Annotated in this window: 10 protein-coding genes; 8 read left to right on the top strand and 2 right to left on the bottom strand. The window is 62.8% G+C overall.

Features of this window, described 5'->3' with window-relative positions:
• Positions 1-11 precede the first annotated feature (11 nt).
• The 6 genes from HX866_RS24230 (at position 12) to HX866_RS24205 (ending at position 13,466) form a co-directional block, all read left to right on the top strand.
• On the top strand, positions 12-2,159 hold the full coding sequence (locus tag HX866_RS24230; RefSeq protein ID WP_177140531.1) for a hypothetical protein: 2,148 nt from the start codon (positions 12-14) through the stop codon (positions 2,157-2,159).
• Between the two features lie 147 nt (positions 2,160-2,306).
• Positions 2,307-7,319, top strand: a complete 5,013-nt coding sequence (locus HX866_RS24225; protein WP_256344988.1) for a dermonecrotic toxin domain-containing protein — start codon at positions 2,307-2,309, stop codon at positions 7,317-7,319.
• Between the two features lie 302 nt (positions 7,320-7,621).
• The gene (locus tag HX866_RS24220; RefSeq protein WP_177140530.1) at positions 7,622-8,785 is read left to right on the top strand and encodes an isovaleryl-CoA dehydrogenase; all 1,164 of its coding nucleotides are present in this window, start codon (positions 7,622-7,624) and stop codon (positions 8,783-8,785) included.
• Positions 8,786-8,885: 100 nt separating this feature from the next.
• Positions 8,886-10,490 (top strand): carboxyl transferase domain-containing protein, encoded by a 1,605-nt coding sequence (locus HX866_RS24215; RefSeq protein ID WP_177140529.1) that lies wholly within the window; start codon positions 8,886-8,888, stop codon positions 10,488-10,490.
• A 214-nt stretch (positions 10,491-10,704) separates the two neighbouring features.
• Positions 10,705-11,520, top strand: coding sequence for a gamma-carboxygeranoyl-CoA hydratase (locus HX866_RS24210; protein ID WP_177140528.1), 816 nt, complete (start codon positions 10,705-10,707; stop codon positions 11,518-11,520).
• The gene (locus HX866_RS24205; protein WP_177140527.1) at positions 11,520-13,466 is read left to right on the top strand and encodes an acetyl/propionyl/methylcrotonyl-CoA carboxylase subunit alpha; all 1,947 of its coding nucleotides are present in this window, start codon (positions 11,520-11,522) and stop codon (positions 13,464-13,466) included. The genes HX866_RS24210 and HX866_RS24205 overlap by 1 nt, the downstream gene beginning before the upstream one ends.
• A 153-nt stretch (positions 13,467-13,619) precedes the next feature.
• On the opposite strand, the gene HX866_RS24200 is transcribed toward HX866_RS24205, so the two are convergent.
• Positions 13,620-14,270 carry a LexA family protein gene (locus HX866_RS24200; RefSeq protein ID WP_177105494.1) on the bottom strand — a complete coding sequence of 217 codons (651 nt, stop codon included), beginning with the start codon at positions 14,268-14,270 and terminating at the stop codon, positions 13,620-13,622.
• 129 nt (positions 14,271-14,399) lie between these two features.
• On the opposite strand from HX866_RS24200, the gene HX866_RS24195 reads away from it, so the two are divergent.
• Together HX866_RS24195 and HX866_RS24190 are read left to right on the top strand one after the other, a co-directional pair.
• On the top strand, positions 14,400-14,762 hold the full coding sequence (locus HX866_RS24195; RefSeq protein WP_177095204.1) for a DUF6124 family protein: 363 nt from the start codon (positions 14,400-14,402) through the stop codon (positions 14,760-14,762).
• Positions 14,763-15,283: 521 nt separating this feature from the next.
• Positions 15,284-16,429 (top strand): M14 family metallopeptidase, encoded by a 1,146-nt coding sequence (locus HX866_RS24190; protein WP_177140526.1) that lies wholly within the window; start codon positions 15,284-15,286, stop codon positions 16,427-16,429.
• Between the two features lie 46 nt (positions 16,430-16,475).
• Here the strand turns inward: HX866_RS24190 and HX866_RS24185 are convergent, their stop codons facing one another.
• Complete coding sequence (locus HX866_RS24185; RefSeq protein WP_177095200.1) at positions 16,476-17,393, bottom strand: LysR family transcriptional regulator; 918 nt, start codon at positions 17,391-17,393, stop codon at positions 16,476-16,478.
• Positions 17,394-17,468: the final 75 nt, after the last annotated feature.

Below are 17,468 nucleotides of genomic sequence, written 5' to 3'. Positions count from 1 at the left end.
CAGGTATCCCCATGTCTCCAAGACTTCCGGCGAAACCCAAAACGCCCAGCCTCAAGCTGCCCGAGACTCACTCACTGGGCCTTCCCGATACCCCGACAGCGTCCGCTGGCCGCATCCCCTCTGTCGACAGCCTACGCTCGCAATCGCTGGAGGGGCCGCCGGGTTCCTCCGGCCAGGTCTACGCCAGCCATTCCCGACCGGCGCCCGACAGCCCAAGGATACAAGTCACGGAGGTAGCCGATCAGGCCAGCATCGGCGACCGCTCACTGCAAAGCTACCGGGTCGCCGCGACCAACGCATTGCCACCCGCCAACCCCCAGGGGTTTCGGATCATCAAGAAGCGCAGTTATGTCGACCTCGAAGAAGGTGGCACGGTCATGGTGGTGTATGACGCGCAACTCGAGGCTTATCGGGCCAAACGCAGCCATGAGCTGCTGCCCTCAGGCCCCGCGCTGTACCGGATAGACAACGGCACGCTCTGGGGGCGCAACCCCGGGACCTCATCCGAGGGCCCGCCCCCAGCCAAACAACCGCGCCTGCTTGACGACCCGACGCCCGACGCCACGCCCAAGCCAACGGATGAACCCCTTCGCGTCACCCCGCCAGCGGCAACGCCCGGCCAGATCGTGCCCAAATACAACTATCTCGCTCAAAGCTCTTACGCCCGTCTCGGGGGGCCCGACAGCCAGGGTTACTACAGGTTGAAAAACCTGGCGGCCTTGGCGGATTCAAGCGACCTTCCCCTGTTCGCCTTCAGCCAGAATGACCACTGGGTCCTGACCACCCCGCCAACCGGTCGACTCGACGCCTCCGGCCAGTCGCTGGCTGCCGAACACCTCAGCGCCTGGACGGACCGGGACATCTGGGAGCACTACAGGATTCATGGCAACGACATCACGCGCTTTCGCGCCGACGCTGCTACCACCGGCCTGAAGCCGCAATGGGCCAATGCCACATCGGAAGGTAGGCCCAGGGAACAATTGATACGGGAGTTGAAATGGGTCCACCCGGAAAAAAGCCCTGAAGAACGTGCAGAGATACTGCGCAGCTACAACCTGCTTCCGAGCATGCTGCCACCCTTGAAACAGGCGATTCAGGAACACGGCAAGCTCCCTGACTGGGCCGAGACGCATAAACTCCAGTCGATGAATGAAACCGACCCGCAACGCTTTGACTTGCTGGAACACGAGGTTGCCCCACAAATCCGCCAGATCAGAAACTTTGAACCTCACTCACTCGATCCCGATTTCGACGCTTACTTCACCCGGCCATTCCTTGAGGCGTTTCTGCTCAAGATCGGCTACCAGCGAAATATTCATGGCTGTTTGTATCGCACGGACATCCCTGCCCTGTTCAGAAGTGAAGATCGCACGCCTTTCGAGCTGGCAAGAGATGGCTGCATGCTCGCCCGCGAAGGCCATCCGCCCGGCTCGACCACGGAAAAAGCCTTGAGCGTGACCTTCAGCCTGAGCGACGCCAAAGGCTATGGGGTCGGTGGAGGTCCCGGGATCGGCCAGTTGCGTTACAACACTCAAACCAACAAATACCCGGGGAGACGCCCCGAATCGGATAGCGCAAGTCAGGCGGATACGGACAGTGAGGGCAGCGATCATGAGACATCGTCCAATGCCAGCCAAGCCGCCTTGTCACACATCTCGGGAACCTCCAGCCAAGCAGCCTCGGGCGGCGAAACGGCATCCGCCTTGTCGGGTACTCCCCGTTCACTGGATAGCGAACGGGGCTATGCAACCTACAGACACCGCCAGACCACCCGTTTCATCTACATGATCGACACCCGAAACCTTGAAGTCGTACCGGGGCCGGAAAATCGTTTTTTCAACCGCGACGCCGAAGGCGCCAGCTTTCCCTATGACGATATCGAGGGGCATATTTCCGTATCGTCCAGGGGCATCAGCGCCGACCGGATATGGCTGATCAACTCCGGCTTGACCCGCGCCGCCAATGTTCGCGCGATACAGGCCGCCGCCGGTCAGACCAGCGCCGACATTGAGAGCGCGACCTGGAGCGGCACGGATAACAGCCATGTCTATGACCAGTTGATTGACCAGGTGGCCGACTCAGGGGGCGTGGTCATCAATTGGCCCGCCGATGGAAAAATCTTTGCCGATGACGTGGTCTGGCCCCCGGCAAAAACCTGATAGCACAAGACGCCGGCCAAAAGACCATAACCGGCTATTTCACAGGCTCAAATATCCGATACTAACCAACTGATTTAACTCAACTTTTTAAACTTTTACCGGCAAGTATTCGGCATAAGCTGAAGACCTTATCCACGGAAAAAGTTGATGCTCATGAGTACCCAGCAACCGCCACTTTCCGCCCCCGGCACACCGTTACGATCAACCCGCAATCATCGCCTGCTCCTCAAGCAACTGCCGTCGTGGCTGACCCAGGCCTCCCTCGAACGACGCCAGGTATTCGCCACGCGGCTCAAGCAGAGCCAGACCTCCAAAACCGCACTGGCGGGTTACCTGGAAGGTTTCAAGAGCATCAAGGACTTTGCCGCCCCGCTACTGTCCAAGGCTCTGGACGACCACTACGGCCCGGGCCTGGACATTCACCACGACCAACTCAAGCATGTGCATATCCTCGCCGCCGCCACCCTCGGCACCCCGCGCCAGGAGAGCAGCGTCGTGCAGAGCCTGCTGCAAGCCGCCCTGCAGAACTTCGAAAGCAGCGAAACCGGCCCATTCGGTTTCGACTACGGCTCGGCCATCCTGCGTAAAAGTACCGCGGACCTGAAAAGACCCATCACGCCGGCGAACTTCGCCGCCGTCTGTCGCCAGCTCGACCTCGGCGGCCAATACAAGCAACACGTCGAACATTTTCTCCTGCGCACCTGGCGAAGCCGCTCATACCCATACGACCCCTACAGTGTGCTCTTCGAGCAGCAGGTGCGCGACGATCTGGCGGTCCACACGGAAATCGCCCGGATCAAGGGCCACCTGGATCAATCGGCTTACCGGATGCTGCAAAGCCTGCTCGACCCGACGCAGACGCCCCTTTGGGACAGCCGTCCGGTGCGTTGCTACTCCCTGAACATGCTCGACTTCCCGAACGCCGGCAGTGGTGCCTGGGGTACGTTGCTCAAGGGTGTCATGCTGATCGAACCCAGCGTTCCCGCCGGCAGCAGGAACCCGCCCTGCGTGGTCTACCTGTCGGGCGATCCGCAACAGGCCATCAAGCGCTACCCGTCGTTCAGCGCCTTCCACGACGAACTCAGGGAGCGTCTGCGGGATAAAACCCAGCAGGCATTCTTCAAGCGTTACCTGCACCTGCGCACGCAACCGGCCTTCTTCAATGCCCTCGACGATTGCCTGAATCCGCTCGACCCTGTCAGCGGCCGGCGCAAGCCAGCTGCGCAAGCCAATCTGCGCCTGGAAAGAAGCTCGCTGGGCGACAATCCTTTCGACGAATTCTGCGGCCTGCTGACAATCAAAAAACTCGACGATGCCCGTGTCAGCGCAGTGCCCACGGACGACGAGGACAAGAAGACCCGTAGCGCGCGCCTGCATTCGTTGCTGAACTGGGGCATCAACCTGTTGTTCCTGGTACCCGGCCTCGGCGAGGCGATGCTTGCGGTCGCCGCCGCGCAAATGATCGTGCAGTTCTACAACGGCATCGAAGAATGGCGCCATGACGAGAAAATGCAGGCGGTGCTCGGTTTTATCGCCGTGCTGCTGAACGTCGAGCTGCTCGGAGCAGGAGCCATGCTGGCCAGGGACGTCGAAGGTGCGTCGTTTATCGAAGGGCTCAAGCCGATCAAGTCAACGCAAGGCAGGCAGGCCCTGTGGAAACCCGACCTGGGCCCTTATGAACACACACTGCCCGACACCTCGGAGCCGAAAGCCGATGCCACGGGGCTCTTCCAGCATCAGGGCAAGACCTACCTGGATCTCAACGGTCGCCATTACCGGATCAGCCCCGGCGCCACCGCCAGGCGCTTCCACCTGCAACACCCGAGCAACCCCGATGCCTACGCACCTCTGGTCCATCACAACGGCAAGGGCGCCTGGCTGCATGAGTTCGAGCAACCCTTGCAGTGGCAACAACCGCAACTGTTTTCCCGGCTGGGGCCGGATGCGGCCAGCCTGGACCCGGCCTCCGCGCAAAAGGTCATGCAACTGAGCGAGGTCGACGACGGCATCCTGCGTCGGCTGCACCTGGACCAGGAACCGCCTCCGGCCCTGCTCGAAGACAGCGTGACGCGCTTCAAGCTCGACCAGGACCTCAAACGTCTGGCGCAGCGCTTGCAGGCCGGTGGCGTATCAAATGGCTCCCTGGATGAACTGCACATGGAGATGCAGTTGCTCACCAGCGATCGGGTCTGGCCGTCCTCGAAAGTCCTGCGTTTACTCGACCGCCACGGCGCCCCGTTGAAGGAGTACCCCGCCGGCCAGGTGCAAAGGTTGCAGCGCATCGACCTGAGCTGGCCTGGACTGAATGCCAACCAACTGCTGCGCAAGGTCCTGGAAAACCTCGACGAGACCGAAATCCGCAGCTTGCTGGCCGAAGACTTCGGCACCGGCCCCATCAGCCTGGATGCGCGTACCGCGACCCTCAGGCAAAAACTCGCAAAAGAGGCAGTAAGTCGCCGCACGGCCCTGTTCGATTCCCACTACAGCTACCGCACCCAGAGCAACGACCCGGCCGTTGCGGTGATCCACAAGGCATTTCCGGATCTGTCGACGCCCATCGCCGATGAGTTGGCGCGAAACGCCGATCCGGCCGAGCGGCAGCTCCTGCTCAACGCCAAGCGCGTGCCGTTGCGACTGGCTGAGGAAGCCCGTTATTACAGCCGCAACCTGCTCCTGGCACGAACCCGCGAAGGACTGTATCTCGATGCGACGAGCAACCCCGATACCGACAAGCTGATCCTGAGCCAGATCGGCAAGCTGCCGGGCTGGTCGGACCAGGTTCGCCTGGAAATACGCGAGCCCTATTTCAGCGGGTCATTGCTCGACAGCCTTGGCACGGAGCAGGCACCGATTCGCAAGGTACTGGTCAAAAGCGCGAACCAGTACGAGGCCCATGACGCCCTCGGCCAGGAACTCCACGGCCCGGACACTCTGTACAGCAGCGTCTTGCACGCCCTGCCCGATACGGAGCGCAAGGCCCTGGGTTTTCCCAACCCCAATCAAGCCGCCGACCTGAAGCAGACCGTGCTTAGTCAGCCATTGCCGCCGCGCAAGGAAATGGAGAAGCTCCTCGGCCTGCCCCCCACCAAGCCCAACGAAACGCCACCCATGCGCCTGGCCGCCCGCCGCCCCAGCACCTCTGCCGCCGGCCCCGAGCCGACAGAAAGAATCCCGGGTACACGCTCCACGGCCTTCACCGATCTTGCCCAACGCCTTTACCCCGCCCATGAATGGCGCGATGTGGAGGAGTTTCTCGACATCCGGGGCCTGAACGAAGGCGCGGCGGTGCAACGCCTCGAAGCACTGGAAAGCGAGTACAACACCTTGTGCACGGAGCTCGAAGCCTGGGTCGACAATCCGCCGGATCCCCAAGAGGGCGTGGTTATCCGGAGCTATATTGCCCGGGCGATCAAGCAATGCTGGCGCCGGGACCCCTACCAGGGCAGCTCCGCGCAAGGCTTCCAACTCAACTTCGTAATTTTCGACCAGGGCACCCGGCTGCCGATCCTGTCGGCCGACTTCAGCCATGTCACAAAAGTGTTCATGAGCCTGTCCCGTCCTGAGACCACCGAGGGACTGAACCCGTTTCTCGAGGGTTTCCCCCAGCTGCAACACCTGTCCATCAGCGGCGGGAACCTGACCGAGATTCCGCCGGCGCTGGGCTCGATGTCCGGACTGACCCGCCTTAACCTAAGCGCCCACAGTATTGTCCTGACCGAGGAAACGGCCACCCTGCTGTCCGGCCTGACCCACCTGAAGTATCTGGACCTGTCCAGCAACCGGACCCTGGGCCGTACCCCGGATTTCAGCGCGATGACCGCGCTGATCCATATCGAGCTGCGCAACACCGGGCTCACCCATTGGCCGACCGGCTTCCTGAACCTGCCGGAATTGGCTCGTCTGGACCTGAGTTCGAACCGGCTGACCACCATCCCCGCCGCCGTCCTGGACACCAGCGTGGACGGACAACGCATCGCCAGTGCTATCAACCTCTACCACAACCCCATAGCAACGGACTATTTCGATGATGCCCTGGACTACTACAGGGAAACCGAGATCGACCTGGGGCTGGACATACCGGCCGATTCGGACTCGGATTCGGACGCCAGCGGCTACGGCTACGACTCGCCGGCGCACAGCCCGCATGGCGCGCGCGACCCCATCTCACGTGACGAACTGGCCTGGCTGCCGGGGCTCGACGACAAGGCCCAGGAGGACTTTCGCAACGCCTGGCTGGGCCTGGCCGCCGAGGAACCGGTCGAGCAGTCCGAAGCGTTTTTCCGGGTGATTGGCGATCTGAGGGAGTCGGCCGACTATGGCGATGATATCGCTCGGCCGAAACTGATCGACAAGGTCAGGCGCATGGTCAATGGCGCGGTCAAGGACACCGCACTGCGCGAGAAACTCTTCGCCAAGGCCAACGCCCCGCAATCGGACGCCTGTGCCGACGGCATCGCCGTGGCGTTCAGCGACATGGGCCTCGACGTGTTGCTGTACGAAGCCTACGAAGAGCCGGACGCCGGCAAGGTCGAGGCGAAACTGCTGCAACTGGCGAAAGGCAAGTCGCGCCTGGATCGCGTCAACGCCAAGGCCCGGGACCTGATCAATACACGCAAGGCCGCGGGCCGGCGTCCCGATGAAGCGGAAGTCTACCTGGCCTTTCGCATCGGTCTGGGGGAACGCCTGGAACTGCCCTGGCAGGCCTCGAAAATGCATTACGGCGCAATTGCCGGGGTGACCCAGGACCAGCTGGAAGCCGCTTATCAGGCCATCCTCGAGCAGGAGCGCCAACCCATGGATACGGTCAGCCAGATCCTCAGTCAGGAATTCTGGAAGGATTACCTGGAGATTCAATATCTGCAGGAACTCAGCGAGAAAGAGGCGCTGCGCAATGCCAAGAGCGACGCCTTGCTGGACCTGCAATCGGCACAGGAACGCTGGTTCAACAATGGCAACCTGTCCGAGGAGGAAAAGAGCAGGCTGCAAGCCGTCATGAAAGCCTCGGCCAGCACACTGGGCAAGTCCGAGCAGGAGGTGTTTGCCCAGCCCATGACGGACGCCGAATACCAGGCCCTCTACGAAGCCATCGCCCGTGAGCACAGCGACGAAATGGAACGCCTGACCGCTGCGGCGTTGCAAGAGCACGGGCTGGCGCGCTGAGGTGCGAAGAGGGCAAGACCGCTCTTGAGTCCGCCGAAGCCTGTGGCGAGCGGGCTTGCCCGCGCTCGGCTGCGAAGCAGTCGCAAAACCGACCATCCAGGTCTGTCTGATAGGCCGCGATTGCCGATTTCAGGAGCGCTTCGCGCCCCAGCGCGGGCAAGCCCGCTCACCACAAATTTCGGCCAGACTTGAGATTGGCCTTAACTGACCGGCTTGACACTCAGCCCCACCAAGCTTACGTTAACGTAAAGGTAAACAAACTATCCCCCACACCTTGCTCAACCCATAACAAAAGGTGCCCCATGAGCTATCCGACCCTGAACTTCGACCTCGGCGAAACCCTCGACATGCTCCGCGACCAGGTCCAGACCTTCGTCGCCCGGGAGCTGGCGCCACGGGCCGCGCAAATCGACGTGGACAACCTGTTCCCCGCCGACATGTGGCGCAAGTTCGGCGATATGGGCCTGCTCGGCATCACCGTGGCGGAAGAATACGGCGGCGCCGGCCTCGGCTATCTGGCCCATGTGCTGGCGATGGAAGAAATCAGCCGGGGCTCGGCCTCGGTCGCCCTCTCCTACGGCGCCCACTCCAACCTCTGCGTCAACCAGATCAACCGCAACGGCAACCACGCCCAGAAAACCCGCTACCTGCCCAAGCTGATCAGCGGCGAACATATCGGCGCCCTGGCCATGAGCGAACCCAACGCCGGCTCCGACGTGGTCTCGATGAAACTACGCGCCGACAAGCGTGGCGACCACTACGTGCTCAACGGCAGCAAGACCTGGATCACCAACGGCCCCGACGCCAACACCTACGTGATCTATGCCAAGACCGATCTGGAGAAAGGCGCCCACGGCATCACCGCTTTTATCGTCGAGCGCGACTGGAAAGGCTTCAGCCGCAGCAACAAGTTCGACAAACTGGGCATGCGCGGCTCCAATACCTGCGAATTGTTCTTCGATGACGTCGAAGTGCCGGAAGAAAATATTCTCGGCGTGCTGGGCGGCGGCGTGAAGGTGCTGATGAGCGGCCTCGACTACGAGCGCGTGGTGCTTTCCGGCGGCCCGACCGGGATCATGCAGGCCTGCCTCGACCTGGTGCTGCCCTACATCCATGACCGCAAGCAATTCGGCCAGAGCATCGGCGAGTTCCAGCTGATCCAGGGCAAGGTCGCCGATATGTACACCCAGCTCAACGCCAGCCGCGCCTACCTCTATGCCGTGGCCCGGGCCTGCGAACGCGGTGAAACCACCCGCAAGGACGCCGCCGGGGTGATTCTCTACAGCGCCGAGCGCGCGACCCAGATGGCCCTCGACGCGATCCAGATCCTCGGCGGCAACGGCTACATCAACGAGTTCCCCGCCGGGCGCCTGCTGCGCGACGCCAAGCTGTATGAAATCGGCGCAGGCACCAGCGAGATCCGTCGCATGCTGATCGGCCGCGAACTGTTCAAAGAAACGGAATAAAAACAGCTACGAGCCGCAAGCTTCAAGCTGCAAGCAAGAGCACGCACTCCGCGCTTGCAGCTTGTAGCTCACAGCTCGCAGCTACTTGCGGAGCAAGCCCATGATCCTTCACACGCAACTCAATCCGCGTTCGGCGGAGTTCGCCGACAACCACGCGGCGATGCTCGAACAGGTCGTGGCCCTGCGCACCCTGCTCGCCCAAGTCCAGCAAGGCGGCGGGCCGAAAGCCCAGGAACGGCATACCTCGCGGGGCAAGCTGCTGCCGCGCGAGCGGATCAACCGCCTGCTCGATCCCGGTTCGCCCTTCCTGGAAATCAGCCAGTTGGCGGCCTATGAGGTTTATGGCGAAGACGTTCCCGCCGCCGGGGTGATTGCCGGGATCGGCCGCGTCGAAGGCGTCGAATGCATGATCGTGGCCAACGATGCCACGGTCAAAGGTGGGTCCTACTACCCGCTGACGGTGAAAAAGCACCTGCGCGCCCAGACCATCGCCCAGCAGAATCGCCTGCCGTGCATCTACCTGGTGGACTCCGGCGGCGCCAACCTGCCGCGCCAGGATGAAGTGTTCCCGGACCGCGAACATTTCGGGCGGATCTTCTTCAACCAGGCCAACATGAGCGCCATGGGCATCCCGCAGATCGCCGTGGTCATGGGCTCCTGCACCGCCGGCGGCGCCTACGTGCCGGCGATGGCCGACGAAGCGATCATGGTCCGCCAGCAGGCGACCATCTTCCTCGCCGGCCCGCCGCTGGTGAAAGCCGCCACCGGTGAAGTGGTCAGCGCCGAGGACCTCGGCGGTGCCGATGTGCACTGCAAGGTCTCCGGCGTCGCCGACCATTACGCCGAGAACGATGAACACGCCCTGGCCCTGGCCCGGCGCAGCGTCGCCAACCTCAACTGGCGCAAGCTCGGCGAACTGCAACAACGCACGCCGATTGCCCCGCGCTTTGCCGTCGAGGAGTTGTACGGGGTGATTCCCGCCGATGCCAAGCAGCCCTTCGACGTGCGTGAGGTCATCGCCCGGCTGGTGGACGACTCGCTCTTCGATGAATTCAAGGCGCTGTTCGGCACCACCCTGGTCTGTGGCTTTGCCCACCTGCACGGTTATCCCATCGCGATCCTGGCGAACAACGGCATCCTGTTCGCCGAAGCCGCGCAGAAGGGCGCGCACTTTATCGAGCTGGCCTGCCAGCGCGGTATCCCGTTGCTGTTCCTGCAGAACATCACCGGGTTCATGGTCGGCCAGAAGTACGAGGCCGGCGGTATCGCCAAGCATGGCGCCAAATTGGTCACCGCGGTGGCCTGCGCCAAGGTGCCGAAATTCACCGTGATCATCGGCGGCAGCTTCGGCGCCGGTAACTACGGCATGTGCGGACGCGCCTATGACCCGCGCTTCCTGTGGATGTGGCCGAACGCGCGGATCGGTGTGATGGGCGCCGAGCAGGCGGCCGGAGTGCTGGTGCAGGTCAAGCGCGAGCAACACGAGCGCAATGGCGAAAGCTTTTCGGCGCAACAGGAAGCCGAGATCAAGCAGCCGATCCTCGACCAGTACGAACACCAGGGGCACCCGTACTACTCCAGTGCCCGGTTGTGGGACGACGGTGTCATCGACCCGGCCCAGACCCGCGATGTGTTGGCACTGGCGTTGTCCGCCTCGCTCAATGCGCCCATCGAACCGAGCCGCTTCGGCGTGTTCCGGATGTGATCCGGATGGCCCCATCGCCAGCAAGCCGGCTCCTACAGGATTGTGCTGACCCGTCAATATCCGCGGCAGCGCAGGACCGTAGGAGCCGGCTTGCTGGCTCCCACGGGATTGTGCTGACCCGCCAATATCTGCGGCAGCGCAGGACTGTAGGAGCCGGCTTGCTGGCGATAGCGATCGAACCAACGCTGCAGCTCTCCCACCGGAGTGAACCGAGATGACTGATTTCAACACCCTGCAACTGCAGATTGATCCACGGGGCTTTGCCACCCTCTGGCTCAACCGCGAAGAAAAGAACAACGCCTTCAACGCCGAAATGATCCGCGAACTGATCCTCGCGCTGGAAAAGGTCCAGGCCACCCCCACCGTGCGCTTTCTGGTGCTGCGCGGCCGTGGCCGGCATTTCAGCGCCGGCGCCGACCTGGCGTGGATGCAGCAATCGGCCCAACTCGACTACGCCACCAACCTCGACGACGCCCGTGAACTGGCCGAGCTGATGTACAACCTGGCCAAGCTGAAAATCCCGACCCTGGCCGTGGTCCAGGGCGCGGCCTACGGCGGCGCCCTCGGCCTGATCAGCGCCTGTGACATGGCCATCGGTGCCGAGGATGCACAATTCTGCCTCTCGGAAGTGCGTATCGGCCTGGCCCCGGCGGTGATCAGCCCGTTCGTGGTCCAGGCCATCGGTGAACGCGCCGCCCGCCGCTATGCCCTGACCGCCGAACGTTTCAGCGGCCTGCGCGCCCGCGAGCTGGGCCTGTTGTCCGAAACCTGCCTGGCCAGCGAGCTGGACCAACAGGTCACGGCCTGGATCGACAATCTGCTGCTCAACAGCCCGCAAGCGATGCGCGTGAGCAAGGAACTGCTGCGGGAAATGGGTAGCGGCGAACTCAGCCCGGCGCGGCGCCGTTATTGCGAAAACGCCATTGCCCGCATTCGCGTCAGCGCCGAAGGCCAGGAAGGCCTGCGGTCCTTTCTGCAAAAACGCCCGCCGAGCTGGCAGGCCGAGTCCATCGCCAAGGAGTCGCGCTGATGAACGCACCGCTGATCACTTCCATCCTGGTGGCCAATCGCGGCGAAATCGCCTGCCGGGTAATGCGCACCGCCAAGGCCCTGGGCCTGACCACGGTGGCCGTGCACAGCGCCATCGACCGTGACGCCCGGCATAGCCGCGAAGCCGATATCCGTGTCGACCTGGGCGGCAGCAAGGCCGCCGAAAGCTACCTGCAAATCGACAAACTGATTGCCGCCGCCCAGGCCAGTGGCGCCCAGGCGATCCACCCCGGTTACGGCTTCCTCTCGGAAAACGCCGGCTTTGCCCGGGCCATCGAGGCCGCCGGCCTGGTGTTCCTCGGCCCGCCCGCCAGCGCCATCGATGCCATGGGCAGCAAGTCCGCGGCCAAGGCCTTGATGGAGACGGCCGGAGTGCCGCTGGTGCCGGGTTATCACGGCTCAGCGCAGGACCTGGAAACCTTCCGCGCCGCCGCCGAGCGCATCGGCTACCCGGTGCTGCTCAAGGCCACCGCCGGGGGCGGCGGCAAGGGCATGAAGGTGGTCGAGGACGTCAGCCAACTGGCCGAAGCCCTGGCCTCGGCCCAGCGTGAAGCACAGTCGTCCTTCGGCGACTCGCGGATGCTGGTGGAGAAATACCTGCTCAAGCCACGTCATGTGGAGATCCAGGTGTTCGCCGACCAGCACGGTCACTGCCTGTACCTCAACGAGCGCGACTGCTCGATTCAGCGCCGCCATCAGAAAGTCGTCGAGGAGGCCCCGGCGCCGGGCCTCAGCCCGCAGTTGCGCCAGGCCATGGGCGAAGCGGCGGTGCGTGCGGCCCAGGCCATCGGCTATGTCGGTGCCGGCACCGTGGAGTTCCTGCTGGACGCCCGTGGCGATTTCTTCTTCATGGAAATGAACACCCGCCTGCAGGTCGAGCACCCGGTCACCGAAGCCATTACCGGCCTCGACCTGGTGGCCTGGCAGATTCGCGTGGCCTGCGGCGAGGTGCTGCCGATCACCCAGGAACAGGTGCCGCTGCACGGCCATGCCATCGAAGTGCGCCTGTACGCCGAAGACCCGGGCAATGACTTCCTGCCGGCCACCGGGCGCCTGGAACTCTATCGCGAGTCGGCGCCGGGAGCGGGACGCCGGGTCGACAGCGGCGTGGCCGAGGGCGACAGTGTCTCGCCGTTCTACGACCCGATGCTCGGCAAGCTGATCGCCTGGGGCGAGACCCGCGAACAGGCGCGCCTGCGTTTGCTGGCGATGCTCGATGAATTCGTGATTGGCGGGCTGAAGACCAACCTGGGTTTCCTGCGGCGGATCATCGCCCATCCGGCCTTTGCTGACGCCGAACTGGATACCGGCTTTATTCCCCGTTACCAGCAAGACCTGTTGCCAGAGCCGGGCGCGCTTACCGATGAGTTCTGGCAGGCGGCCGCCCAGGCCTTCATCCAGAGCCAGGCGCCGGAAGTACGGGCTGACGACCCCGCCTCACCCTGGGCCCGGGGCAACGGCTTTCGCAGCGGATTGCCGGCGGAAACCGTGGTGCACCTGAGCTGCGACGGCGAGGACCGGGCCGTCAGCCTGACGCCGCAGAGCCGCTTTGAACTGCACGGCGAATACCTGTCGACGGAACAGGCCGGCGTGCGCCGGCGGCATCGGCTGATTCGAGGGGCTGACGGGCTCTATCTGCACTGGCAGGGCGAGTGCCACACGATCACCCGCTTCGACCCGATTGCCGCCGTCGACAGCGGCCACGGCCACCAGGGCGGCCTGAGCGCGCCGATGAACGGCAGCATCGTGCGCGTGTTGGTGGAAGTCGGACAAAGCGTCGAGGCCGGGGCCCAGTTGGTGGTGCTGGAAGCGATGAAGATGGAACACAGCATCCGCGCGCCCCAGGCGGGTGTGATCAAGGCGTTGTATTGCCAGGAAGGTGAAATGGTCAGCGAAGGCAGTGCGTTGGTGGAATTGCAGGAATAGCCGACGACGCCCATACAGAAGCCTGGGGTCAGACGAAATTTTTGTGCTGAAACACGAACCTGTAGGAGCCGGCTTGCTGGCGATCCTGGCGACGCGGTCTGACAGAAGACCGCGTCGATACCATCGCCAGCAAGCCGGCTCCTACATCGCCCCTCAGAATTTCGCGGTCGCCTGCACCACCACGCCGATCACACAGCAATCCTCGTCGACCGGAATCTTCGGCCAGGTCGGGTTCAGCGGCTTGAGGTAGGGTTGCCCAGCCTCCTCCATCCACTGGCGGAAAATCGCTTCCTCACCCTCGTGCAAACGGGCAATCACCAGGCTACCGGCCTCGACCTCACGATCCGGGTCCACCAGCACCATCATGCCCTCGGGCACGCTGGTGCCGAACGGCGCCGTCATCGCATCGCCCACCACCTGCAACCAGAACGCCGCCGGGGCGTAATGGTCGGTCACCTCGTAACGCCCGGCGTACTCGCCCCTGGCGGAATCCTGCAACGTGGCCACCTCCTGCCAGTCGCTGACCGGGTAGCGAAACGCCGAGGTGATGTCATAGACCTGCTCGTCCTGCTCTTCAGGGGCCTGGGTCGCCACCGCGCGGTCGCGCACCAGCAGGACCACCTCCAGGTGCCCGAGCCCGAGCGCCTGGAGGACCTTGTTCATCATCACGAGATCAGGCTTGCGCCTTTTGTTCAGCCAATGACCGACACCACCCTGGGTGATGTCCAGGCGTTCGCCAAGTTTTTCCTGTGAAAGACGAAGCTCTTCGAGCTTGGCCTTCACCAACGCTATCCATTTATCCATGGACGGAACAATACGGACAGTACTTCGCCACTCAATACACAAAATGTATTGTTTATGACAAACATCACAATACCAATAGTACTATCCTAAAAGAGCTGACTTGAACTTCCTCTGAAAGGCAGGCCCCTCATGACTTCCATCACGACAGAAAGCCCCCGTACCGACTCGAAAAGCCCTCTCACGTCCCTCAAGGATCGCGCCGCCGCCCAACGTGCACTCGACTATTATTTGAAACCAGGCATTTCAACAAGCACTTGCGCGGCGAACACCAGCGATGACGCCCACCCCCATAAACTCTTTGCCGTGCGTGACGACCTGAATATCGAAGACGCCATGATCCAGGCCTCGGACCTGCTGCGTTGCGCGGCGGCGGCCGCCTACGAAGCCGCGAACGGCGGCAACCGCGACCTCGGCGGTTCGGTGGTGTACATGATCGACATGGCCAAGGCCCTGGTGGACCGCGTCGTGCAGATACAGAACAGCACGCCGTAGTCAGGGAAAACCGGCTCTGGGGAGGGAATGGGAAAAATAATATCCGCGAAGAACGGGAAAAGACTTGACCTGCAAATGATAATGATTATTATTGCAGTCAGCTGATCGCGAGATCGGTCGATAACCCCGGAGACCTTAGGTCGGACTCCTGGATTATCTCCTCATCAGGCTAATCACGGTTTTTGACCCGGCTTTTTGCCGGGTCTTTTTTTGCACCCGATTTATTCACGGGCTTGGCTTCAGGCTAATGAAGACAGGTGCGCTGCTGTCTTGGTGAGCAGTCGCAATGCTGACGATGATAGCAAAGGAACATGCCCCGATCAAAGCCTCGGATACCCCTCGCCCCGATAGGGAAGTTGCATGGATATTTATTTGAGAATGAATATCATAAGCACTAGACTAGAGAGGCGTCAGGGACGACGCCCCCTCCTCTCCAGACCCATCCACGACCCCACACCTCGGCGAATGCCTCATCGAGGTGTAGAGTAGCAACCACAAGAAGCCTCTTCAGGTACTCACCCGTGGTTCTATCTCCCCTCAAAATCAGCAGTGATTTCGACAGCGGCAACATCCAGGCACTGGACGCCAGCAACCCGCATCACCTGCTCCTGGCCATCGAGCCGGACACCCGCAGCCAGCATTTCCAGTGGTTCCATTTCAAGGTCGACGGCCTGCGCCCAGGCGAGACCTATGCCTTTGAACTGAGCAATGCCAGCCAGTCTTCCTACAACAAGGCCTGGACCGGCTACCGCGCCGTCGCCTCCTACGATCATCAGAACTGGTTCCGCGCCGACACCCGTTTCGACGGTGAGAGCCTGCATATCAGCCTCGTTGCCGAGCAGGCACAAGTCTGGTTCGCCTACTTCGAACCCTACAGTCGCGAGCGCCATGACTGGCTGATCGAACAGGCCGTGACCCACGCCGGCACCGAACTGCTGGCCGTCGGCAAAAGTGCCGAAGGCCGGGACATCCAGCTGCTGCGCAAAGGCACGGGTGCCGAAGGTCAACGCAAGGTCTGGATCATCGCCCAGCAACATCCGGGCGAGCACATGGCCGAATGGTTCATGGAAGGGCTGATCGAGCGCCTGCAACAACAGGACGATGCCGAACTGCAAGCGCTGCTGGCCCGCGCCGACCTGTATCTGGTGCCCAACATGAACCCGGACGGGGCCTTCCACGGACATCTGCGCACCAACGCCATGGGCCAGGACCTCAACCGCGCCTGGCAGAACGCCAGCCAGGAAATCAGCCCCGAAGTCCTGTTCGTCCAGCAGCAGATGGCCAAGCATGGCGTCGACCTGTTCCTGGATATCCACGGCGACGAGGAAATCCCCTACATCTTCACCGCCGGCTGCGAAGGCAATCCTGGCTACACGCCACGTATCGCCGAGCTGGAAAGCCGTTTTCGCAGTCACCTGAGCGCGCTGACCGTGGATTTCCAGACCACCCACGGCTACGCCCGCAGCCTGCCCGGCCAAGCCAATATGACCCTGGCCTGCAACAGTGTCGGACAACGTTTCGATTGCTTGTCGCTGACCCTGGAAATGCCCTTCAAGGACAACGACGACGCCCCGGACCTGCGTACCGGCTGGTCCGGCCAGCGTTCGAAACAACTGGCCAAGGATGTGCTCAGCAGCGTCGCGGATATCGTCGAACAATTGCGCTGAGACCCAAGCCTGGCGAGCCGGCCTCAGCGCCGGCACGCCCCGGGCCTCAGACGCCCCCGGCGGGCAGCGTCTCGCTTTGCGCCACCAGGCGTGCAATCAGCCACGCCGCCGCCGGCCCCGGCGGCGTATCGGCCCGGTAGATCGCGTCGAAACCATAGAAACCGCCCCGCAGGTCCGGCAGGTCGAGCAGCACCAGCCGCCCGCTCGCCAGGTCCTCGGCCACCATCGGCGCCGGCATATTGCCCCAGCCCACCCCCTCACGCAGCAGCATCAACTTGGAACCCAGGTCCGCCAGGCGCCAGGTGCGGGTGCCGAGCACGCCGAACTCCTGGTTACGGGTCAGGCTCGAGCGATCCGACAACACCAGTTGCACATGGTCGCGGCCGGCACCGGGCAGGTTCACTCCCTGTGCCAACGGGTGCTCGGGGGCCGCCACCGCAATCAATTCGACGCTGCCCACCCCGACCCGATCCAGCCCCGGCAGGCCGCGGTTGAAAAAGCCGCTGACACCGAGGCTGGCGCGTCCCTCCAGGACCAATTGCGCCACCGCCCCCAGTGCCTCCACATGCAAGTGCAGCAACACCGTGGGGAACTGCGCGCGAAAGCCCTTGAGCACGTCCACCAGGCGCGCGGCCGGAAGCATCACGTCCACCACCAGATGGATTTCCGCTTCCAGCCCCTGCAGCAGCCCGCGAACCTTGGCACGCAGGCCGTCGACGCCGCTGTAGATACTGCGTGCCTCGGCCAGCACGGTGCGCCCGGCGTCGGTGAGCTGTGGCTTGCGGGTCAGCGTGCGGTCGAACAACTGCACACCGAGCTGCATTTCCAGGTTGGCGATGGTGTAGCTGATTACCGAGGTGGCGCGACTGAGCTTGCGTGCGGCGCCGGCAAAACTGCCGACTTCCACTACCGTCAGCAGTACCCGCAGTTGATCGAGGGTCGGTGTGCCGGGATTGGCAGACATAGGGCTGGCTCCTGAAGATGTTCGAAATTTTCGAACCTGATCCTCGAAATTATTCGGCTATTGCGTACGTTACCC

This window comes from Pseudomonas gingeri, assembly GCF_013386165.1.
Classification (GTDB): Bacteria; Pseudomonadota; Gammaproteobacteria; order Pseudomonadales; family Pseudomonadaceae; genus Aquipseudomonas; species Aquipseudomonas gingeri_C.
This window is presented reverse-complemented; position numbering and strand designations above follow the sequence as displayed.